This window comes from Micromonospora sp. CPCC 206060 (assembly GCF_036906895.1).
Taxonomy (GTDB): domain Bacteria; phylum Actinomycetota; class Actinomycetes; order Mycobacteriales; family Micromonosporaceae; genus Micromonospora.
The window spans coordinates 22,348-41,785 of sequence record NZ_JBAKHU010000027.1; the positions used below are offsets into that span (position 1 = coordinate 22,348).

The 19,438-nt window shown below is 73.1% G+C and carries 21 protein-coding genes; 13 read left to right on the forward strand and 8 right to left on the reverse strand.

The features are described from left to right. Nucleotides 1-118: 118 nt before the first annotated feature. The gene (locus V6U90_RS18075; RefSeq protein WP_334437691.1) at nucleotides 119-1,051 is read left to right on the forward strand and encodes a carbohydrate kinase family protein; all 933 of its coding nucleotides are present in this window, start codon (nucleotides 119-121) and stop codon (nucleotides 1,049-1,051) included. Between the two features lie 116 nt (nucleotides 1,052-1,167). Here the strand turns inward: V6U90_RS18075 and V6U90_RS18080 are convergent, their stop codons facing one another. Together V6U90_RS18080 and V6U90_RS18085 are read right to left on the reverse strand one after the other, a co-directional pair. After that, nucleotides 1,168-1,998, reverse strand: a complete 831-nt coding sequence (locus V6U90_RS18080) for an MBL fold metallo-hydrolase (protein ID WP_334437694.1) — start codon at nucleotides 1,996-1,998, stop codon at nucleotides 1,168-1,170. Then, nucleotides 1,995-2,399: a thioesterase family protein gene (locus V6U90_RS18085; RefSeq protein WP_334437696.1), complete on the reverse strand. Its 405-nt coding sequence runs from the start codon at nucleotides 2,397-2,399 to the stop codon at nucleotides 1,995-1,997. The genes V6U90_RS18080 and V6U90_RS18085 overlap by 4 nt, the downstream gene beginning before the upstream one ends. A gap of 124 nt (nucleotides 2,400-2,523) precedes the next feature. Between V6U90_RS18085 and V6U90_RS18090 the strand changes: the two genes are divergently transcribed. Then, nucleotides 2,524-3,573 (forward strand): phosphatase PAP2 family protein, encoded by a 1,050-nt coding sequence (locus tag V6U90_RS18090; protein WP_334437698.1) that lies wholly within the window; start codon nucleotides 2,524-2,526, stop codon nucleotides 3,571-3,573. Between the two features lie 57 nt (nucleotides 3,574-3,630). On the opposite strand, the gene V6U90_RS18095 is transcribed toward V6U90_RS18090, so the two are convergent. Genes V6U90_RS18095 through V6U90_RS18105 form a run of 3 tightly spaced genes read right to left on the reverse strand, consistent with a single transcriptional unit; the run spans nucleotide 3,631 to nucleotide 5,760 of the window. Further along, entirely contained in the window at nucleotides 3,631-4,953 is a 1,323-nt protein-coding gene (locus V6U90_RS18095; protein ID WP_334437699.1) for a PH domain-containing protein, read from the reverse strand. Nucleotides 4,954-5,005: 52 nt separating this feature from the next. Beyond that, nucleotides 5,006-5,533: a PH domain-containing protein gene (locus V6U90_RS18100; RefSeq protein WP_334437702.1), complete on the reverse strand. Its 528-nt coding sequence runs from the start codon at nucleotides 5,531-5,533 to the stop codon at nucleotides 5,006-5,008. Then, nucleotides 5,530-5,760, reverse strand: a complete 231-nt coding sequence (locus tag V6U90_RS18105; protein ID WP_334437704.1) for a hypothetical protein — start codon at nucleotides 5,758-5,760, stop codon at nucleotides 5,530-5,532. Before V6U90_RS18105 ends, V6U90_RS18100 begins: the two co-directional genes overlap by 4 nt. Before the next feature lie 263 nt (nucleotides 5,761-6,023). On the opposite strand from V6U90_RS18105, the gene V6U90_RS18110 reads away from it, so the two are divergent. Genes V6U90_RS18110 through V6U90_RS18120 form a run of 3 tightly spaced genes read left to right on the forward strand, consistent with a single transcriptional unit; the run spans nucleotide 6,024 to nucleotide 9,108 of the window. Continuing rightward, the gene (locus V6U90_RS18110; RefSeq protein WP_334437706.1) at nucleotides 6,024-7,133 is read left to right on the forward strand and encodes an AAA family ATPase; all 1,110 of its coding nucleotides are present in this window, start codon (nucleotides 6,024-6,026) and stop codon (nucleotides 7,131-7,133) included. Continuing rightward, nucleotides 7,112-8,161, forward strand: coding sequence for a DUF58 domain-containing protein (locus V6U90_RS18115; protein WP_442933613.1), 1,050 nt, complete (start codon nucleotides 7,112-7,114; stop codon nucleotides 8,159-8,161). Before V6U90_RS18110 ends, V6U90_RS18115 begins: the two co-directional genes overlap by 22 nt. Next, nucleotides 8,158-9,108 carry a VWA domain-containing protein gene (locus V6U90_RS18120; protein ID WP_334437708.1) on the forward strand — a complete coding sequence of 317 codons (951 nt, stop codon included), beginning with the start codon at nucleotides 8,158-8,160 and terminating at the stop codon, nucleotides 9,106-9,108. The genes V6U90_RS18115 and V6U90_RS18120 overlap by 4 nt, the downstream gene beginning before the upstream one ends. Before the next feature lie 79 nt (nucleotides 9,109-9,187). Here the strand turns inward: V6U90_RS18120 and V6U90_RS18125 are convergent, their stop codons facing one another. Beyond that, a complete protein-coding gene (locus tag V6U90_RS18125; protein WP_334437711.1) occupies nucleotides 9,188-9,373 on the reverse strand; it encodes a hypothetical protein in 186 nt (61 codons plus the stop codon). A gap of 403 nt (nucleotides 9,374-9,776) precedes the next feature. Between V6U90_RS18125 and V6U90_RS18130 the strand changes: the two genes are divergently transcribed. The 4 genes from V6U90_RS18130 (at nucleotide 9,777) to V6U90_RS18145 (ending at nucleotide 13,374) form a co-directional block, all read left to right on the forward strand. Further along, complete coding sequence (locus V6U90_RS18130) at nucleotides 9,777-10,481, forward strand: beta-ketoacyl-ACP reductase (RefSeq protein ID WP_334437714.1); 705 nt, start codon at nucleotides 9,777-9,779, stop codon at nucleotides 10,479-10,481. Nucleotides 10,482-10,617: 136 nt separating this feature from the next. Beyond that, a complete protein-coding gene (fabI, locus tag V6U90_RS18135; protein ID WP_334437716.1) occupies nucleotides 10,618-11,391 on the forward strand; it encodes an enoyl-ACP reductase FabI in 774 nt (257 codons plus the stop codon). Between the two features lie 79 nt (nucleotides 11,392-11,470). After that, a complete protein-coding gene (locus V6U90_RS18140) occupies nucleotides 11,471-12,565 on the forward strand; it encodes a ferrochelatase (protein ID WP_334437718.1) in 1,095 nt (364 codons plus the stop codon). Nucleotides 12,566-12,594: 29 nt separating this feature from the next. Next, nucleotides 12,595-13,374, forward strand: coding sequence for an HAD-IIA family hydrolase (locus tag V6U90_RS18145; RefSeq protein ID WP_334437720.1), 780 nt, complete (start codon nucleotides 12,595-12,597; stop codon nucleotides 13,372-13,374). 174 nt (nucleotides 13,375-13,548) lie between these two features. Here V6U90_RS18145 and V6U90_RS18150 read toward each other — a convergent pair whose 3' ends face one another. Beyond that, a complete protein-coding gene (locus V6U90_RS18150) occupies nucleotides 13,549-14,340 on the reverse strand; it encodes a hypothetical protein (RefSeq protein WP_334437723.1) in 792 nt (263 codons plus the stop codon). 146 nt (nucleotides 14,341-14,486) lie between these two features. On the opposite strand from V6U90_RS18150, the gene V6U90_RS18155 reads away from it, so the two are divergent. Further along, the gene (locus tag V6U90_RS18155; RefSeq protein ID WP_334437726.1) at nucleotides 14,487-15,308 is read left to right on the forward strand and encodes a DUF3097 domain-containing protein; all 822 of its coding nucleotides are present in this window, start codon (nucleotides 14,487-14,489) and stop codon (nucleotides 15,306-15,308) included. A 15-nt stretch (nucleotides 15,309-15,323) separates the two neighbouring features. Here the strand turns inward: V6U90_RS18155 and V6U90_RS18160 are convergent, their stop codons facing one another. Continuing rightward, entirely contained in the window at nucleotides 15,324-16,652 is a 1,329-nt protein-coding gene (locus V6U90_RS18160) for a serine hydrolase domain-containing protein (protein ID WP_334437729.1), read from the reverse strand. A 100-nt stretch (nucleotides 16,653-16,752) separates the two neighbouring features. On the opposite strand from V6U90_RS18160, the gene V6U90_RS18165 reads away from it, so the two are divergent. The 3 genes from V6U90_RS18165 to V6U90_RS18175 all read left to right on the forward strand — a co-directional run bounded on the left by V6U90_RS18165 (nucleotide 16,753) and on the right by V6U90_RS18175 (nucleotide 19,415). After that, nucleotides 16,753-17,238: an NfeD family protein gene (locus V6U90_RS18165; protein WP_334437732.1), complete on the forward strand. Its 486-nt coding sequence runs from the start codon at nucleotides 16,753-16,755 to the stop codon at nucleotides 17,236-17,238. 4 nt (nucleotides 17,239-17,242) lie between these two features. Further along, nucleotides 17,243-18,352 carry an SPFH domain-containing protein gene (locus tag V6U90_RS18170; RefSeq protein WP_334437734.1) on the forward strand — a complete coding sequence of 370 codons (1,110 nt, stop codon included), beginning with the start codon at nucleotides 17,243-17,245 and terminating at the stop codon, nucleotides 18,350-18,352. 214 nt (nucleotides 18,353-18,566) lie between these two features. Beyond that, nucleotides 18,567-19,415: a hypothetical protein gene (locus V6U90_RS18175; protein ID WP_334437736.1), complete on the forward strand. Its 849-nt coding sequence runs from the start codon at nucleotides 18,567-18,569 to the stop codon at nucleotides 19,413-19,415. Nucleotides 19,416-19,438: the final 23 nt, after the last annotated feature.

The following is a 19,438-nucleotide window of genomic DNA, read 5'->3' on the forward strand; positions in this document are numbered from 1 at the left end:
CAATATCTTTGCCGGACCGGGCGGCCTCGGCCGGTGGCAGGCATGCTGGGACCGGCGGGGCGGGCGACGACCGTCCGGTACACCGGGTCGGCGGGACGGGTGCGGAGCAGGAGGACACATGGGGTACGCGGTGGTGCTCGGTGAGGCGTTGCTGGACCTGCTGGACACCGAGTGCGCGGGGGAACCGGTGTACCGGCAGGCGATCGGTGGCGGCCCGTTGAACGTCGCGGTCGGGGTGGCCCGCCTCGGTGGGCGGGTGCAGTTCGTCGGTTCCCTCGGTGACGACGCCCCGGCCGCCCGGATCCGGGCCTTCCTCACCGACAACCGTGTCGGGGTGGACGGGCTGGTCACCGTGGCCGCCCCCACCGCCCTCGCGGTGGCCACCTTCTCCGGCGCCGAGCCGGACTTCCGGTTCTACGGCGAACCCCCGTCGTACGGGCTGCTCACCGCCGCTGCCGTGGACACCGCGTTGGTGGAGGGTGCCGACGTGCTCTACTGCGGATCGATCGCCCTGCTCTGCCAGGACAGCCGGGAGGCCGCCCGGCACGCCTGGTCGCTCGCCGGCGCGCTGCGGGTCTTCGACCCCAACGTCCGTCCGGACCTGCTCAGCGGTCAGACGGCGCTCGACGACCTGCGGGCCCTGGTCGCCGAGTTCGCCAGCAGCGCCCACCTGGTCAAGCTGAGCGCCGCCGACGCCGGAGTGCTCTATCCCGGCGGGACGCCCGAGCAGGTCACCCAGCGGCTGCGGGGACTCGGCGCGGAGGTGGTCGTGGTCACCCTCGGCGCCCAGGGTGCGCTGGTCGCCGCCGGTGCCGACCCGGTCCGGGTACCGGCACCGCAGGTCGACGCGGTGGACGCGACCGGGGCCGGGGACTCGGTGATGGCCGCCCTCGTGGCGGACCTGCTCGCCGACGGGCCACCGGCCCGGCCAGGGGAGTGGACCCGGCGGGTGGAGTACGCGCTGCGGGTCGCCGCAGTGGTCTGTGAATCCCGGGGCGGCGCGGTGTCGATGCCCACCCGGGCCCGGGTCGCCGAGCGTTTCCCCGGCTGAGGCTGCCAGACGTTCCCCGGCTGAGGTTGCCAGATGTTCCCCGGCTGAGGTTGCCAGACGTTTCCCGGCCGGGTCGCCGAGCGTTTCCCCGGCGGCCGGCACCGCCGTCCGGCGGCTCAGCCGGCGGCGGCCAGTTGGGCGTAGCCGCGTCGGACCGCCACCAGTGCGGGGCCCGGCCCGAAGGGGGCTGCGGCGGCGACCTCCCCGGCCGGACGACCGGCGGCGTACCCGGCCCGGATCAGCCCGGCCAGGTCGGTCAACCCGGCATGCTGGGCCCGGACGAACGCCGCGTCGACGACCGACCCGTGCCCCGGTACGACCACCGTGGCCGGGCCGGTCAGCCGGATCAGTTCCGCCACCGCAGCCGGCCAGTCCAGCGGGAAACTCTCCTCGAAGGCCGGCGGGCCGCTCTCCTCGATCAGGTCCCCGGCGACCAGCACGTCCGCGTCCGGCGCGGACACCACCAGGTCACCTGCGGTGTGTCCGCGCCCCGGGTGACGCAGCACCACCACCCGGCCACCGATGTCGAGGGTGGTCTCGGTGTGCACCGTGCCGGTCGGAGGCAACAGCGGGGTGACCGCCAGTTCGGCGGCCAGCGCCGGGTGGTCCGGCAGCATCTCGGCGTGCGCCTGCCGGCGTACCTCGTCGGGATGGTCGCGCAGCAGCCGGACGGTCACCTCGTGGGCGTACACCGGGCGGGGCGGGTCGGCGGCCAGGGTCCGGTTGCCGAAGCAGTGGTCGAAGTGGTGGTGGGTGTTGACGACCGTCCACGGGTACGGGGTGACCGCCCGGACCGCCCGCGCCAGTTCCGCGGCCTGCCCGGCGGTGGAGAGGGTGTCGACCAGCAACGCCGCGCCGTCCCCGACGAGCAACGCCACGTTGACGTCGAGCACCGGGTACCGGAGCACGAAGACCCGGTCGGCGATCTCGGTGAACGCGAGCGTCACGCCGTACCGTTGGCCCGGGCGACGAACCGTTGCCGGTCCACCAGCACCCGGTCCACCCGGCCCTCGGCCACCGTCTCGTCGCCGTCGGTCACGGTCACCTCGAACAGCAGCCGCCGCCCGTCGACCCCGACCAGGATGGCCCGGGCGGCGACGGTACGGCCGACCGCGGTGGCCGCCCGGTGGTCCAGCTCGACCCGGGTGCCGACCGTGGTCATCCCGCTCGGCATCTGGACGGCGGTGGCGGCCACCGTGGCCGCCTCGGCCAGGGCCAGGACCCGGGGCGTACCCAGCACGGGCACGTCGCCCGAACCGAGGGCCTGCGCGGTGTCCGAATCGGTGACGGTCAGCTCCACCCGGGCGGTCAACCCCGGCGGGAAAACGGCATCCGGCTGCTCCTGCATGCCGACAGCGTAGGCGCTGCGGGGCGGGCGGGGACGGCGCCGGCCGGTGTCCGCGACCAGCGCCGGGCTTCCCGCCGGGTGGCCGCCGCTACCGCCCGGCCGGGCGCCGTTAACCTGGACGGCGATGGTCGCCGTCAGTGATCCCACCCCCGCCCCGGTCGGACCGCCCCCGCCTGAGGAGGGCGGTCGGCGCCGGCTGGTCGCCATGTCGGTCTGGAGCGTCGCCTTCGTCGCCGGCTGGCTGCTCATCGGTCTGCCCACCGACCCGCTCTACGCGTTCGCCTGGCTCTGGACGGCGACCATCGCCTGGCGCCCCGGCCGTCCCTGGCGGGAGCATCTGCGGTTCGCCCGGGACTGGCTGCCGGTGGTGCTCCTGCTCGCCGCGTACAACCTCTCCCGGGGATTCGCCGACAACGGGGCGACGCCGCACGCCATCGATCTGATCATGGCGGACGTGTGGATGTTCGGCTGGGCCACCGGGGGTGAGGTGCCGACCGTCTGGTTGCAGGAGCACCTCTACCGTCCCGAGGTCCAGTGGTGGGACGTGCTGGCCAGTTGGGTCTACTTCTCCCACTTCGTGGTGGCGTTGGCCGCCGCGGTGGTGCTCTGGCTGCGGGAACGGTCCCGCTGGGCGGCGTTCATGCGACGCTGGGCGTTCCTCTGCGCCACCGGCCTGGTCACCTACTTCCTCTACCCGGCCGCCCCGCCCTGGTGGGCGGCGCAGTACGGGCTGCTGGAGGAGGTTGCCCGCATCTCCACCCGGGGTTGGAAGGCCTTCGGCATGCACGGGGCCGGCAACCTGCTCAACGCCGGTCAGATCGCCTCGAACCCGGTCGCCGCGATGCCGTCGCTGCACACCGCCTTCGCGCTCTTCGTCGTGCTGTTCTTCCTGCGTTCCACCCGGCGCCGCTGGTGGCCGCTGCTGCTGGCGTATCCGCTGGCGATGACCTTCACCCTGGTCTACTCCGGCGAGCACTACGTGATCGACGTGCTGGTCGGCTGGGCGTACGTGGGGATGACCTTCCTGGCGGTCGGGTTGGGTGAGCGCTGGTGGGCCGCCCGGCAGGCGCGTCGGGGTGCCGCCGCCGCCAACGGGACGACGGACGGTACCCCGGTGCCGGTCACCAGGGCGGAGACCGACCCGACGGCGACGCCGGAGCCTGCCCGACGCTGACCCGCCGCAGGCCCGGCTCCCGGCCCGCCGGGGCTGTCCCAGCCGGTACCGCCCCGGTCAGCCGGCCCGGCGGGCGGTGTGAGCCCGGTCGATCAGTTCCGCGGCCATCGCCCACGCCTCGGTGAGGTCCCGGTCCACCGCCGCAGCGCCCGATCCGCTGGCCGTGTCGACGTGCACGGTGGCCAGCCGGAGCCGGCGCTGCACCGGCCCCTGCACCACCCGCACGCTCTGGATCCGGGAGTACGGCACGATCACCAGTTGCCGGGTGAGCAGACCGTGGCGTACCACGAAGACCCGGTGGTGCAGGCCGGCGCCGATCACCCGGAGGGCCAGCGGGTGCCGCCACCGTGCCCGGCGCGGCGGCGGGGTCAGCGGCAGCTCGACCAGGCGTACCCCGGGCAGCAGTTCGGCGGTGACCAGCTCACCGGTGCGCAGGTCGCCGACCGGGAGCAGCCGGTCCGGCCGGTTACGGTCGTCCGGTTCGCCGGCCGAGTAGCCGGCCACCTCCAGCCGCAGCCGTAGCCAGCCCTTCGCCCGCCAGAGCAGCGGCCAGGTCACCCCGACCGCCTGCACCCGGTTGAGCGGTACGGTCTGGGCGCGGGTCTCCAGCAGACCGTGCTGGACCCGCAGCGCCGCCTCGTCCCGGGCCAGCCGGAAGTTCCAGTCGTCCAGTACCCGGCGGGCCGGTTGCAGCAGCACACCGGCCATCGCGGTCAGCGTGCTCGCCACCGCGATGAACGACCAGACCCCCTCGGTCAGGAACTGGGTCAGTACGAAGGCGAGCCCGAACGGCAGCAGGAACGCCTGCGGGGTGAGTAGCTGGCTGATCACCAGATCACGGTTGGCCACCGCGTGCAGCGGATACCCGGCCGGTGGGGGCGGCGCGGCCGGTTCGGCGGTGCCGTCCGTCGCGGGTACGACGTGCGGGCCGCGCCCGGCGATCCGCAGCAGCCGTTCCCGGAGCGCGACCGCGTCGGCGACCCCCAGGAAGGCCAGCGGTGCCTCGGTCTTGCCCCCGCCGACCACCTCCAGCCGCAGCTCGGCCAGGCCGGTCAGCTGGGCCAGCAGCGGCCGGACCACCTCGATGGCCTGCAACCGCTCCAGGGGGATCGCCCGGGTACGCCGCCAGAGCAGCCCCTCGTGGATGCGCAGTTCCCGGCCGACCACGTGGTAGCCGGTGTTGTACCAGCTCACCACGGCCAGCACCGTGGCGCCGAGGACCAGGACCGCCACCATCGCGGCGAACCAGCCCAGCCCGACCCGGCTCAGCGTCGACCAGGACAGCGCGGCGATCACCACGACGATCGACTTGGCGCCCTGGATGACCGGACTGAGCGGGTGCAACCGGCGCCTGGGTTCGGCGGCGACCGGTTCGCTCACCGCGCCGCTCCACCGGTGGCCGGTTCTCCGCCGGGGTTCCGTGTCCCGCCGGTCAAAGCCCCTCCGCCCGGTCCTCGCCGAGCGCGGTGAGCCGGTCCCGCAGCCGGGCCGCCTCCGCCGGACGCAGCCCCGGCACCCGGGCGTCGCTGGCCGCGGCAGCGGTGTGCAGCTGCACGGTGGCCAGGTCGAAGGCCCGCTCCAGCGGCCCGGCGCTGACGTCGACGAACTGCATCCGGGAGTACGGCACGATGGACAGCCGTCGGACCAGCAGACCGTGCCGGACCAGCAGATCGTCGGACCGCTCGGCGTAACCCCACGCGCCCACCGCGCGGACGATCGCCACGACCCGCCAGCCGCCCAGGAGCAGGACGGCGACCAGACCGACGCCGAACAACCCGTGGCCGGTGAGCGCCCAACCCGCTGCCAGGCCGACCAGGGGTACCGCCATGCCGATGGCGAGCCGGAGCAGTTCCACCCAGATCAGGTCCCGGGACACCCGCTGCCAGCGCACCGTGTCCGGCCACGGCGCCAACGGGTCGGGCGGGCCGGGATCCGGCGCGGGTACGGTCTCCTCGGTCACGCCTCGAGCGTAGGCGATGACGCGACCGGCAACACCTCACGCAGGAACCCGCGTGCGTCGAGGAACGCCCCGAGAGTCGGCCGGTGCTCCGGGCAGGCGAGCCAGGTCTTGCGGCGCTGCGGGGTGTGCAGCCGGGGATTGTTCCAGTGCAGTGCCCACTCCGCCGTCGCGCGGCAGCCTCGGGCCGAACAGACCGGTGCCGGGAGGGCGGGCGGGGTCTCGGTCACCCGGGGAGTCTACGGCGCCGGGTGGAGGGATTGAGCGCCGGGCGACCACGGGGGGAGCCGCCCGGCGACGGGATGAATCGTACACACGCCGACGCCCCACCTGTCTACCCGTGTCCGGCAGAATTCAGCCCCGACCTGGCCGGGCCCGGTGTTTCCGCCCGGGTGGGAGCACAATCGTGTTCTCCCCACCTCGGCTCTCCGACGGGCATGCGAGGCTTGGAGGCGCAATCCCCGCCGACAACTGATCACGCTGTGGAGGACCGGTGGCCCAGCCGACCACACCCGACGCTCCGACCCCGTCCGAGAACGGCACCGCCCCGGGCACACCGGGTAGCACGCCGGCCGAGGACGCCACCCTGCTCGAACGCGCGCTGTTCGAGGTCAAGCGGGTGATCGTCGGTCAGGACCGGATGGTGGAGCGGATGTTCGTCGCGCTGCTGGCCCGGGGGCACTGCCTGCTCGAGGGCGTGCCGGGGGTGGCGAAGACGCTCGCCGTGGAAACCCTGGCCAGGGTGGTCGGCGGTACCTTCGCCCGGGTGCAGTTCACCCCGGACCTGGTCCCCGCCGACATCATGGGTACCCGGATCTACCGGCAGTCCAGTGAGAAGTTCGATGTCGAACTCGGTCCGGTGTTCGTCAACTTCCTGCTCGCCGACGAGATCAACCGGGCGCCGGCCAAGGTGCAGTCCGCGCTGCTGGAGGTGATGAGCGAGCAGCAGGTGTCGATCGGTGGTGAGACCTTCCCGGTGCCGCACCCGTTCCTGGTGATGGCCACCCAGAACCCGATCGAGCAGGAGGGCGTCTATCCGCTGCCGGAGGCGCAGCGGGACCGGTTCCTGATGAAGATCCTGGTGGGTTACCCCACCGACGCCGAGGAGCGGGAGATCATCTACCGGATGGGCATCGCGCCGCCGGAGCCGGCCACGGTGTTCAGCCCGACCGATCTGATCGCCCTGCAACACAAGGCCGACCAGGTCTTCGTGCACAACGCGCTGGTCGACTACACCGTCCGGCTGGTCCTGGCCACCCGGGCCCCGGCCGAGCACGGAATGCCCGACGTGGGCCAGCTCATCCAGTACGGGGCGAGCCCCCGTGCCTCGCTCGGCATCGTCCGGGCCACCCGGGCGCTGGCCCTGCTGCGGGGCCGGGACTACGCGCTGCCCCAGGACGTGCAGGACATCGCCCCGGACATCCTGCGGCACCGCCTGGTGCTCAGCTACGACGCGCTGGCCGACGACGTACCGGCCGACCACATCGTCAACCGGATCATGTCGACGGTGCCGCTGCCCTCGGTCGCGCCCCGGCAGAACGCGGCCCCGGCGCCGCCCGCCGCGCCGCCGATGGCCGCCGGCTGGCCCGGGCAGCGGCCGTGACCGGAGCCGGGGTACGACCGCCCGGCGCGGTTCCGGGCGGAGCCGGTGGTGCGGGTACCGGGGACGGCCGGTCGGAGGCGGTGCTGTCCCGGCTGCAACTGCTGGTCACCCGCAAGCTCGACGGGCTGCTCCAGGGCGACTACGCGGGGCTGCTCCCCGGGCCGGGTACCGAGGCGGGGGAGTCCCGCGAGTACCGGCCCGGTGACGACGTACGCCGGATGGACTGGCCGGTGACGGCCCGGACGACCGTGCCGCACGTACGCCGTACGGTCGCCGACCGGGAACTGGAGACCTGGCTGGCCGTGGACCTGTCGGCCAGCCTCGACTTCGGTACCGGCCGCTGGCTCAAACGGGACCTGGTGATCGCCGCGGCGACCGCGATGACCCACCTGACCGTGCGTGGCGGCAACCGGGTCGGCGCGGTGGTCGGCAGCGGGGGACCGGTACCGGCACCCCCGGCACGCTCGCGCTGGCGGCGGGCGGCCCCGGAGCCGGCCGCCACGGCGCCGCCGCTGCTGTTCCGCCTGCCCGCGCGGCCCGGCCGCCGGGAGGCGCACGGGCTGCTGCGGGCGATCGCCGGCACCGCCGTCCGGCCCGGCCGGACCGATCTCGGCGCACTGATCGACCTGCTCAACCGCCCGCCCCGGCGGCGTGGGCTGGCGGTGGTGATCTCCGACTTCCTGGCGCCGCCGGCCGAGTGGGGTCGCCCGTTGCGTAAGCTCGCGGTCCGGCACGACGTGCTGGCGATCGAGGTGGTCGACCCGCGTGAGCTGGAGTTGCCCGATGTCGGCGTGCTCGCGGTGGTCGACCCGGAGACCGGGGAGCTGCACGAGGTGCAGACCGCCGATCCGCGACTGCGCCGTCGGTACGCCGACGCCGCCGCCGCCCAACGGGCGGCGATCGCCGACGAGCTGCGGGCCGCCGGGGCGGCCCATCTCCGTCTGCGTACCGATTCCGACTGGCTGCTGGACATGGTGCGCTTCGTGGCCGCGCAGCGGCACGCCCGTACCAGGGGGACGACACGATGATCCGATTCCTACAACCGTGGTGGCTGCTCACGGTGCTGCCGGTGCTCGCCCTGACCGGCGCCTACGTCTGGCGGCAGTTGCACCGGCGGTCGTACGCCATGCGGTTCACCAACGTGGAGCTGCTCCAGACCCTGGCCCCGAAGGGGCTGGGCTGGCGGCGGCACGCCGCCGCCACCACCCTGCTGCTCAGCCTGCTGGTGCTCGCCACCGGGATGGCCCGGCCGGCGATCGACACGAAGGAACCGCTGGAACGGGCGACGATCATGCTCGCCATCGACGTGTCGCTGTCGATGCAGGCCGACGACGTGGCGCCGAACCGGCTGGAGGCGGCCCAGGAGGCGGCCAAGCAGTTCGTCGCCGAGTTGCCGCTCAGCTACAACCTGGGGCTGGTGGCGTTCGCCAAGTCGGCGAACGTGCTCGTGCCCCCGTCGAAGGACCGTGCGGCGGTGACCAGTGCCATCGACGCGCTGGTGCTGGCCGAGGCGACGGCCACCGGTGAGGCGGTGTTCACCTGCCTGGAGGCGATCCGGTCGGTACCGGCCGACGGGGCGGCGGGCATCCCGCCGGCCCGGATCGTGCTGCTCTCCGACGGGTACCGCACTGCGGGCCGGTCGGTGGAGGAGGCGGGCGCCGCGGCCCAGGCGGCCAACGTCCCGGTCTCCACCATCGCCTTCGGCACCGACGACGGTCAGGTCGACATCGGTGGGCAGCTCCAGCGGGTACCGGTGGACCGGCTGGCCCTCGCCGAGCTGGCCGAAACCACCCAGGGCTTCTTCTACGAGGCGGCGTCGGTCACCGAGTTGAAGCAGGTCTACCAGGACATGGGCAGCTCGATCGGGTTCCGGACCGAACCCCGGGAGATCACCCAGTGGTACGCCGGGATGGCCCTGCTGCTCGCCCTGACCGCCGCCGGGATGAGTCTGCTCTGGACCTCCCGCCTGCTCTGACCGGCCGGGCCGACCCGGTCGGCCCGGCCACCACCCGCCGCCGCAGGGCGACGACACTGACCCCGGGACGGTCCCGGGGTCAGTGGGTGCTGCTGGCCAGGACGAAGAGGACGGCCACCCAGACGGCGGCGAGAGTGAAGCCCAGCGGGGCGAGGTAGCGGCTCATGGCAGGTTTCTCCGGTGGCGGCTGGTCCGTCCGTGCCGGGGCGCGGACGTCAGGGGGCAGGCAGGGCGCACACACGAAGTCGTGACCGGGGTGCTCCACCGGCTGCCACCGGGAGGTGGCGGGCCCCGGTCGTCCGGGCGCTACCGGACGGCGCGGGTCGCTGCGGGAGGAGCGAAGCTGGTCAGCTCACTCGACTGAGTCGTGGCTCAGCGGGGCTGACGATCGGCCCGGCCACGACTGGGAGGATCGCTATCTCGCACAGCGATCACCTCCACAGCTCGGCGGGGTCCGGAACGCGGATCATCGTACACCCGCGCCGTCGACCCTCCGCAGTCGGCCGATCGGCCGGCGGCCGCCGCCCCGCCGGTGCCGGGACCGGGCCGTCCAGCGGTCCGTCCCGACTGTCATGTTCCCGCGTGACCTGGGTCGCGTTAGCGCTTACCTGCCGGTAACGCCTAATCTCCAACGCGCACCGTCCACACGCTTTCTTCGAGGGGGACCCGTGGCCAGAACCGTGCTGGTGACCGGCGGTAACCGGGGGATCGGCCTGGCCATCGCCCAGGCCTTCGCCAAGCAGGGCGACCGGGTGGCGGTCACCCACCGGGGGCAGAACGGCCCGCCGGACCTGTTCGGCGTGCGGTGCGACATCACCGACCCGGCCGCCGTGGACAGCGCGTTCAGCACCGTCGAGGCGGAGCTGGGGCCGGTCGAGGTGCTGGTCGCCAACGCGGGGATCACCGACGACACGCTGCTGATGCGGATGTCGGACGAGCAGTTCACCACCGTGTTGGACACCAACCTGACCGGCGCGTTCCGGTGCGCCAAGCGGGCCGCCACCAAGATGGTCCGGGCCCGCTGGGGCCGGATGATCTTCATCTCCTCGGTGGTCGGCCTCTACGGCAGCCCGGGCCAGGTCAACTACGCGGCCAGCAAGGCCGGTCTGGTGGGTGTGGCCCGATCCATCACCCGCGAGCTGGGCAGCCGTAACGTCACGGCGAACGTGGTGGCACCGGGCTTCATCGACACCGACATGACCGCGGGCCTGCCGGACGACCGCAAGGAGCAGTACCGCAAGTCGATCCCGCTGGGCCGGTTCGCCAGCCCGGACGAGGTCGCCGGCGTGGTGACCTGGCTGGCCGGCGACGCCGCCGGTTACATCTCCGGTGCGGTCATTCCGGTCGACGGCGGCATGGGCATGGGGCACTGACTCCGACCCCACCGGCCCGGCGTGGCGCCGGGCGCCGTCTGCACGCACCAGTCGCCGGCCGGTCCCCGGTCGGCGGCCGTCCGCCCCGGCGGGCCGCACCACGAGCGCACCACGGATGAGTACGGAGGATCTGCACGTGTCTGGACTGCTGGCCGGTAAACGGCTGCTCGTCACCGGCGTCATCACCGACCAGTCGATCGCCTTCTCTGCGGCGAAGCTGGCCCAGGAGAACGGGGCGACGGTGGTGCTGACCGGGTTCGGTCGGCTCTCGCTGGTCGAGCGGATCGCCAAGCGGCTGCCCGAGCCGGCACCGGTGATCGAGGTGGACGTGACCAACACCGAGCACCTGGCCAGCCTCGCCGACCGGGTGCGGGAGCACGTCGACGGGCTGGACGGGCTGGTGCACTCGATCGGGTTCGCGCCGCAGAGCTGCCTCGGCGGCGGGTTCCTCGACGCGCCCTGGGAGGACGTGGCGACCGCCCTGCACGTCTCCACCTACTCCTACAAGTCACTGGCCATGGCGGCGCTGCCGCTGATGTCCCGGGGTGGCTCGATCGTCGGGCTCACCTTCGACGCCACCAAGGCGTGGCCGGTCTACGACTGGATGGGCGTGGCCAAGGCGGGCCTGGAGTCGGCCTCCCGATACCTGGCCATGCACCTGGGACCGAAGGGGATCCGCAGCAACCTGGTGGCCGCCGGCCCGCTGCGCACCATGGCGGCCAAGTCGATCCCCGGGTTCGAGCGGTTCGAGACCGCCTGGACCGAGCGCTCCCCGCTGGGCTGGGACCTCAACGACCAGGAGCCGGCCGCCCGGGCCTGCCTGGCGCTGCTCTCCGACTGGTTCCCGGCGACCACCGGCGAGATCGTCCACGTCGACGGCGGCTACCACGCCCTCGGCTCCGAGTCGTAAGGAAGGGCCCCTTCCTATCGTTTTTGGTAGAGGAAGGGGCCCCGCTTAACACCCCAGCCAGGCCGGGGACAATGGGCGCATGGCGTACGACGCACTGCTGCTGGTTTCGTTCGGCGGGCCGGAACGACCCGAGGACGTGCTGCCGTTCCTGACCAACGTGACCCGTGGTCGGGGGGTACCGGCCGAGCGGCTGGCCGAGGTGGCCGAGCACTACCAGCACTTCGGTGGGGTCTCGCCAATCAACCAGCAGTGCCGCGACCTGCTCGCCGCGATCCGGGACGACTTCGCGGCGCACGGCATCGACCTGCCAATCTACTGGGGCAACCGGAACTGGCACCCGATGCTCGCCGACACCGTGGCGCAGATGCACGACGACGGCATCCGGCGGGCGCTGGCCTTCGTCACCAGCGCCTACGGCGGCTACTCCTCCTGCCGGCAGTACCAGGAGGACATTGCGTCGGCCCGGGCGGCGGTGGGCCCCGACGCCCCGGTGATCGAGAAGCTGCGCCAGTTCTGGGACCACCCCGGCTTCGTCGAGCCGCACGCCGACGCGGTACGCACCGCGCTGGCCGGCCTCGACCCGGCCCGCCGGGACACCACCCGACTGGTCTTCACCGCGCACTCCGTCCCCACCTCGATGGCGGCGAACGCCGGCCCGCACGGCGGGCGGTACGAGGCACAGCTACGCGAGACGGTCGGGCTGGTGGCTGCGGCGGCGGCTCCGGACCTGCCGTACGACCTGGTCTGGCAGAGTCGGTCGGGTCCACCCCAGGTGCCGTGGCTGGAGCCGGACATCAACGACCACCTGGCGACACTCGCCGCGTCCGGCACCACCGGTGTGGTGGTCAGCCCGATCGGGTTCGTCTCCGACCATCTGGAGGTGGTCTGGGATCTCGACACCGAGGCGCTGGCCACCGCCCGGCAGCTCGGGCTGGACTTCGTCCGGGCCGGCACCCCCGGCACCGATCCCCGGTTCGTCACGATGGTCCGCGAACTCGTCACCGAGCGACTCGACCCGGCCGCGCCGGCCCCCCGCCAGCGGCTCGGTGCGTTGCCGATGTGGGACACCTGCCCGACGGTCTGCTGCGTACCGGCCCGCCGCCCGGCCAGCACCCGTCATGACCCGCCCGGCCCCCGCCAGGCCGATCCGCCGCGCCGCCACCAACCGTCCTGACCTGCCCCGACCACCCCTTTGAGGAAGATATGACCGAGCGTAAGCCGGTGCAGAGCTGGCTGACCGACATGGACGGCGTGCTGGTACACGAGGGCCAACCGGTACCGGGCGCGCCGGAGTTCATCAACCGGCTGCGTACCTCCGGCAAGCCCTTCCTGGTGCTGACCAACAACTCGATCTACACCCCCCGGGACCTCCAGGCCCGGCTCAACCGGATGGGTTTCGACGTGCCGGAGCACGCCATCTGGACCGCCGCGCTGGCCACCGCGCAGTTCCTCGCCGACCAGCGACCCGGCGGCACCGCGTACGTCATCGGCGAGGCAGGGCTCACCACCGCCATGCACGCGGTCGGCTACGTGCTGACCGACTTCGCCCCCGACTACGTGGTGCTGGGGGAGACCCGGACCTACAGCTTCGAGGCGATCACCAAGGCGGTCCGACTGATCAACGACGGGGCCCGGTTTATCTGCACCAACCCGGACGTCACCGGCCCGTCGGTGGAGGGCGCGCTGCCCGCCGCCGGCTCGGTGGCCGCGATGATCTCCAAGGCGACCGGCGTGGAGCCGTACTTCGTCGGCAAGCCGAACCCGATGATGATGCGCTCGGCGCTGAACACCATCCAGGCGCATTCGGAGAGCACCGCGATGATCGGCGACCGGATGGACACCGACATCCTCTGCGGGCTGGAGGCCGGCCTGGAGACGGTGCTGGTGCTCACCGGCATCAGTACCCGCGCCGAGGCGGAACGCTACCCGTACCGGCCGTCCCGGATCGTCAACTCGGTCGTCGACCTGATCGACGAGATCTGACCGACCCGGTCCCGCCGGTCGGCCGGGCCAGAGAGGCGACAGCCGGGCTCAGGGGCGCGACAGCCGGGCTCAGGGGCGCGACAGCCGGGCTCAGGGGCGCGACAGCCGGGCTCAGGGGCGCGACAGCCGGGCTCAGGGGCGCGACAGCCGGGCTCAGGGGCGCGACAGCCGGGCTCAGGGGCGCAGCGGCGCGTTGCAGGCGGCCACCAGGGCACGCCGGCAGGCGGCCGTCAGCGGTCGCAGTGCCGCGTCGCGCTGCTGTGCCTCGTACCCGTTGATCGCCCCACCGGGCGCGGCGGTCTCGGCCAGGGCCAGGACCCGGTCGAGCACCGCGGCGCGGGCGAAGAGCCGACGGGCCCGCGGATCGAACCCGGGTGGCAGGTCGGTGGTGCCGTCCGGCCGGCGCAGCGCGGCCAGCGCACCGGCCAGCTCGGGGCGCCACTGGGCGACGTCGAGCCGGGTCAGCGCGGCGGTGGCCTCGGCGAGCGCGGTGGTCAGCTCCGCTTCCGCCTCGGCCGCTCCGGGGCAGCCGAGTGAGGCGGCCGGCGCGGTCTGCGGCAGGGGGTACACCCGCCAGAGCACCGTCTCGAACGTCATCCCCGAGCCGGAGGTGTGGGTGCGGACCTCCGGGATCAGCCCGAGCCCGGCGGCGACCACCCCCTCGCCGGCGAGCAGCGCGGCACCGGCGAACTCGCCGGGGCCGGGCAGCCCGCGCGGATCGCCCGGTGCCGGCAGCACCAGCCGGATCTCGTCCGGGGAGAGCTTGGCCAGGGTCGGCAGCGCCTGGCCGAGGGGCAGGTCGGTCCAGGCGCCGGGCGCGTCGGCCACCAGGTGCTCCTCGTCGCCGGCGATCGCGTCCGCGACCTCGTCGTAGGGCACCAGCCCGGCGCGCCACGCGCGCACCCAGGCGACGAACCGGCTGGACCGGCACGGAGCGAGGGTTGCCGCGCCCGTTGCGGGTGACATGCAGGCAAGGGTACGTGGTGGATCCGACGCTGTCTCGACCGTCACCGTGTCCGTTCCACACCCCCGTGCCCGACCTGGACGCCGGAGCCGTCCACTGCGGCGTGCCTGCGGGGCACCCGGCGCCGGGCCGGCTAGCCTCAGCGCCCATGGGGAGGCGATACGGCGACGACGTACTGGCTGGTGACTGGCGGCGACGCCGGACGATCCCCGAGGTGGACGCCGAGCCGGACCTCGTGGTCGAGGACGCCGACTCGGGATTCTGCGGCGCGGTGGTCGGCTTCGAGTCCGGCGCGGTGGTGCTGGAGGACCGGCACGGCCGGCGGCGGAACTTCCCGTTGCTGCCGGCGGCCTTCCTGCTCGACGGGGCACCGGTGACCCTGCGCCGGCCCCGCCCGACGGCTGCCCCGGCGGTGCGTCAGCGCACCGCCTCCGGTTCGGTCGCGGTCGCCGGGGTACGCGCCCAGGTGGCCAAGGCCAGCCGGATCTGGGTGGAGGGGGTGCACGACGCCGCGCTGGTCGAGCGGATCTGGGGCGACGACCTGCGGATCGAGGGCGTGGTGGTGGAGCCGCTGGACGGCATCGACGAGCTCGACGCCCAGGTGCGTGCTTTCGCGCCCGGCCCGCAGCGGCGGCTCGGGGTGCTCGTCGACCACCTGGTCCCCAGGTCGAAGGAGAGCCGGATCGTCGCCCGGGTCACCTCGCCGTACGTCCTGGTGACCGGGCATCCGTACGTCGACGTGTGGCAGGCGGTGAAACCGGCGGCGCTGGGTATCCGGGCCTGGCCGGTGGTGCCGCCGGGGCGACCCTGGAAGGAGGGCGTCTGCGCGGCTCTCGGCGTGGCCGAGCCGGCGGAGCTGTGGCGGATCATCCTGTCCAGGGTGAACAGCTTCGCCGACGTGGAGACCCCGCTGATCAACTCCATGGAACGGCTGATCGACTTCGTCACCGTACCGCCGGCCGACGACTGACCCGGGTTCCCCGGGCTACGGACTACCCTCCGGGTCCCGGGTGAAGACGAAGGTGGCGATGTCCAGCGCCACCGCCGTACCGGCCGGGTCCCGCAGCACGGTGACCACCTCGCCGTCGTTCATCCCGGCCCGGCCCCGCCACCGGCCGTCGCCGTCGCGGACGAACCGCCACGGCACCGCGCCGGCCGGGCGTAGCCCGGTGCAGACCAGCTCACCGGAGTCCGGCATCCAGGTGATCTCGTACTCGCGTCCCATCCACCACCACCGGCCGCAGAGCTCGGCGATCTCTGGCTCCGGCGGGGCCGTCGCCGGCCGCCACGGCCGGACCGGAGCCGGCTCGGTGTCGAGTACACCGGTCAGCAGCCGCTCGCCCAGCCCGCCGATCGAGCCGGCCCGCAGGCCGTACGAGTTGGCGAAGCCGATCACGGCGGTCCGGGTGGGTCGGTGCACCGCCACCGTGGCGACGTACCCGGGCATCGAACCGCCGTGTCCGACGTAGACCCGGTCCCCGCAGCGGTACAGCGCCAGCCCGAGGCCGTGACCCGACCGCCACGAGTCGAGGTCGCTGATCACCACCGGGGCGCACATCTCGGTGAGCGTGTCCGGGGCGAGCACGGCCGGATCGGGGTCCGCCAGGAATGCCGCCCACCTGGCCAGGTCCGTCGGGGTGGACCAGAGCTGCCCGGCGGGCGCCATCGCCCCGGTGTCGGTACGCGGCTCCTCCCGGAGCGTGCCGTGCCACGGGTGCACCACGTAGCCCCGGGCGAACGGCTCGGTCGCCTGGTAGGTGGTCCGGGTCATGCCCAGCGGGGTCAGCAGCCGCTCGTGGAGCAGCTCCCACCAGGACCGGCCGGTGACCCGCTCCAGCACCGCGCCGAGCAGCCCGTACGCCAGGTTGGAGTAGTGGTAGACCCGGTGTGGCGGGTACGCCAGCTTGGTCGGGGTGAGCCCGGCGAGCAGGGCGGTCAGGTCCCCGCCGGTGCTGCGCTCCCACCACTCGCCGTCCGGTTCCCGTTGCAGGCCGCCTGCGTGCCCGAGCAACTGCCGCAGGGTGGGGGTGCCGACCCCGGTGTCCGGCAGGTACCGCTCCAGGGGATCGTCGAGCGCGAGCTGCCCGGCGTCGCGGAGCTGGAGCACCAGCACCGCGGTCATGGTCTTGCTGATCGACCCGATCCGGTACTGGAGGTCCGCGTGCGGTTCCGGCGTCGTGCCGGCGGTGGCCAGGTGTACCAGGGTGCCGTCCCGGACGATCCCGGCGACCAGGGACGGGGCCAGCCCGGTCGTCTGTGCCTCCGCGACGAGGGCGTCGACCCGGCGGGTGGTCTCCGGCAGCAGGAGGGACATGGTACGGCTCCTTCGCCTCATCGACGGTCGCGGTGGATCGTACCGTCAATGTGATCTTCGATGGTGGGTGTCACGTGCGCCTGCGTGTCAGGATCAGAGCATGGAGCCACTGCTCTGGATCGTGCTCGGTACGGTGCTGGCCGTCGCGGAGATCGTCACGACCACCCTGTTCGTCGGCATGTTCGCGGTCGGCGCGTTCGCTGCGGCCGGTGCTGCGGCGCTCGGTGCCCCGGTGGGCGTGCAGGCGCTGGTCTTCGCAGCGGTCTCGGCGCTCACCGTCGGTGTCGTCCGGCCGGCCCTGCGTCGCCGGCTCGGCCCGACGGCCGGCAGCGACGAGACGCGGTTCGGCACGGCGGCGCTGGAGGGCGCCGAGGCGCTGGTCCTGGAGCGGGTGGACGTCGACCACGGCATGATCAAGATCGACGGTGAGTTGTGGAGCGCCCGGTCGTTCGACGCGACCCAGGCGTTCGAACCCGGTGAACGGGTACGGGTGATCCAGGTCAGGGGCGCGACCGCCCTGGTCTGGCGGGACGACTTCTCTTCCCCCGGCGAGCTGCCCGGTGGGCTGCCCGAGACGAAAAGGTGAGCGTATGGAACTGGTGATCGCGGCGTTCTTCGCTGCCGTGGCCCTGATCGGGGTGGTCGCGTTGGCCAAGTCGGTCCGGATCGTGCCGCAGCAGCGGCACGACGTCGTCGAGCGGCTCGGCCGGTACAAGCGCACCCTGAGCCCGGGCCTCAACCTGCTGGTCCCGTTCATCGACGCGGTACGTACCAAGGTCGACATGCGTGAGCAGGTGGTCAGCTTCCCCCCGCAGCCGGTGATCACCTCGGACAACCTGGTCGTCTCGATCGACACCGTCCTCTACTTCAAGGTCGTCGACCCGGTACGCGCCACCTACGAGATCGCCAACTTCCTCCAGGCCATCGAGCAGCTGACCGTCACCACGTTGCGTAACGTGATCGGCTCGCTGGACCTGGAACGGGCGTTGACCAGCCGGGAGGAGATCAACCGGCACCTGTCCGGCGTGCTCGACGAGACCACCGGACGGTGGGGGATCAAGGTCACCCGGGTGGAGATCAAGGCGATCGAGCCGCCGCCGAGCATCCGCGACTCCATGGAGAAGCAGATGCGCGCCGAGCGGGACCGCCGGGCCATGATCCTGCAGGCCGAGGGGCACAAGCAGTCGCAGATCCTCTCCGCCGAGGGTGAGAAGCAGGCCGCCGTGCTGCGCGCCGACGGTGACCGGCAGGCCCGCATCCTCCAGGCGGAAGGTCAGGCCAAGGCGATCCGGACCGTCTTCGACGCGATCCACCAGGCCAACCCGAGCCAGAAGGTGCTCGCCTACCAGTACCTCCAGGCGCTGCCGCAGATCGCCAACGGCACGGCGAACAAGGTCTGGATCGTGCCGGCCGAGCTGACCAAGGCCCTGGAGGGGATGGGCGGTGCGCTGGGCGGGCTGGCCCAGATGGTGGGGGACGCCCCGACGCCGCAGGCGTCCCACGACGCGAGCGCCGTCGAGCGGGAGGCCGCCGAGGCGGCGCGGGCCGCCGCCGCTGCCGCCCAGGAGATCCACAACGAGGTACGCGCCGCCGAGGCGCAGGCCACCGGGGGCAAGGCGCCGCAGGGGCTGCCCGCCCCCGAGCCGGTCTCCCCGCAGAGCATGTTCCCCGGCCAGACCGGCCAGCGCCAGACCTACTGACACCGGTAAGGAAGGGCCCCTTCTTATCGTTTTTGGTATAGGAAGGGGCCCTTCTTAACGTCTGGCTTACGCCCTGCCACCGCTCCGGGCGGATATCCGAGAACTCCTCATGCGGTACTGCGGCGCCTGCCACGATCGGTCCAGGGACAGGTGATGGGGGCCGCAGCGGCGCGGCCACCATCCTCGGCTGGTACGGGCGGAGCGAGGTGACGGCATGAAGGATCCGAACGGACGGGCCAGGTCCACCGCCGCGGTCCCGGGAGCACACGATCCGGCGGGTCCGCTGGGTACCCGGCGCACCGGCGGTGGTTTCGGCGTACTGCCCTTCGCCCCCGATGCCGGACCGAACCTGCCGGCGACGAACGCCACCTGGGCCTGGTCACTGCGCCGACTGGCCCGCGCCGCCGTTTGGCTGCTGCCGGCGTACGCGATCCTCTACGGCGCCGTGACGATGGCCAGTGACGGCGGGATCGGCAACGAGCCGTACCCGGCCGACGGCCGCCCGGTGTACCTGGTCGGCTGGGTGCTCGCGGTCTGGCTGGGCCTGCTGGCCCTGCTGGCGCTGGCCGGGCTGCTGGTGACCACCCGCAGTCGCCGCTCGGCGTTGGCCGGGCTGCTGGCCAGCCTCGCCGGTACGGTGCTGATGCTGCCCTTCACCGGGCTGGCCGAGACCACCCCGGTCTTCGGCACCGAGGCCCGCACCATGGTGCTCGCCGGGGCGGCCGTCTACAGCGTGGGCTGGTTCCTCACCGGTTGGGCGGTGGCCTGTTCCGGGATGTTCAGCTACGGCGACGGCCTGCTGCTGATGATCGCCGCTCCGCTGGTCGGCCTCGCCGGTGCCCTGATCGGCTCGTTGCAGACCTTCGGCGCGATGTTCGTGTTGGCCGCCGGGATCGGGATCGCCTACCGGGCCGGGCGACTGGTGCCCTCGGCGATCCTGCGCGAGGCGGCCAGTGCCAGCCTGGCCACGGCCGCCGGGCCGGGCAGCCCGTCGGGCGACGGGCTGCCCGGCCCGGCCGCCCGCTCCGGCGACGGGCTGCCCGGCCCGCCGGCCGCCCACTGACCCGTGGATCATGGAGTTGTGGT

Coding starts and splice junctions, on each gene's coding strand:
- V6U90_RS18140 (WP_334437718.1), top strand. CDS start 11,471: ATGGCGTACGACGCACTGCTGCTGGTTTCGTTCGGCGGGCCGGAACGA.
- V6U90_RS18120 (WP_334437708.1), top strand. CDS start 8,158: ATGATCCGATTCCTACAACCGTGGTGGCTGCTCACGGTGCTGCCGGTG.
- V6U90_RS18155 (WP_334437726.1), top strand. CDS start 14,487: ATGGGGAGGCGATACGGCGACGACGTACTGGCTGGTGACTGGCGGCGA.
- V6U90_RS18170 (WP_334437734.1), top strand. CDS start 17,243: ATGGAACTGGTGATCGCGGCGTTCTTCGCTGCCGTGGCCCTGATCGGG.
- V6U90_RS18165 (WP_334437732.1), top strand. CDS start 16,753: ATGGAGCCACTGCTCTGGATCGTGCTCGGTACGGTGCTGGCCGTCGCG.
- V6U90_RS18175 (WP_334437736.1), top strand. CDS start 18,567: ATGAAGGATCCGAACGGACGGGCCAGGTCCACCGCCGCGGTCCCGGGA.
- V6U90_RS18090 (WP_334437698.1), top strand. CDS start 2,524: ATGGTCGCCGTCAGTGATCCCACCCCCGCCCCGGTCGGACCGCCCCCG.
- V6U90_RS18160 (WP_334437729.1), bottom strand. CDS start 16,652: ATGTCCCTCCTGCTGCCGGAGACCACCCGCCGGGTCGACGCCCTCGTC.
- V6U90_RS18150 (WP_334437723.1), bottom strand. CDS start 14,340: ATGTCACCCGCAACGGGCGCGGCAACCCTCGCTCCGTGCCGGTCCAGC.
- V6U90_RS18085 (WP_334437696.1), bottom strand. CDS start 2,399: ATGCAGGAGCAGCCGGATGCCGTTTTCCCGCCGGGGTTGACCGCCCGG.
- V6U90_RS18145 (WP_334437720.1), top strand. CDS start 12,595: ATGACCGAGCGTAAGCCGGTGCAGAGCTGGCTGACCGACATGGACGGC.
- V6U90_RS18075 (WP_334437691.1), top strand. CDS start 119: ATGGGGTACGCGGTGGTGCTCGGTGAGGCGTTGCTGGACCTGCTGGAC.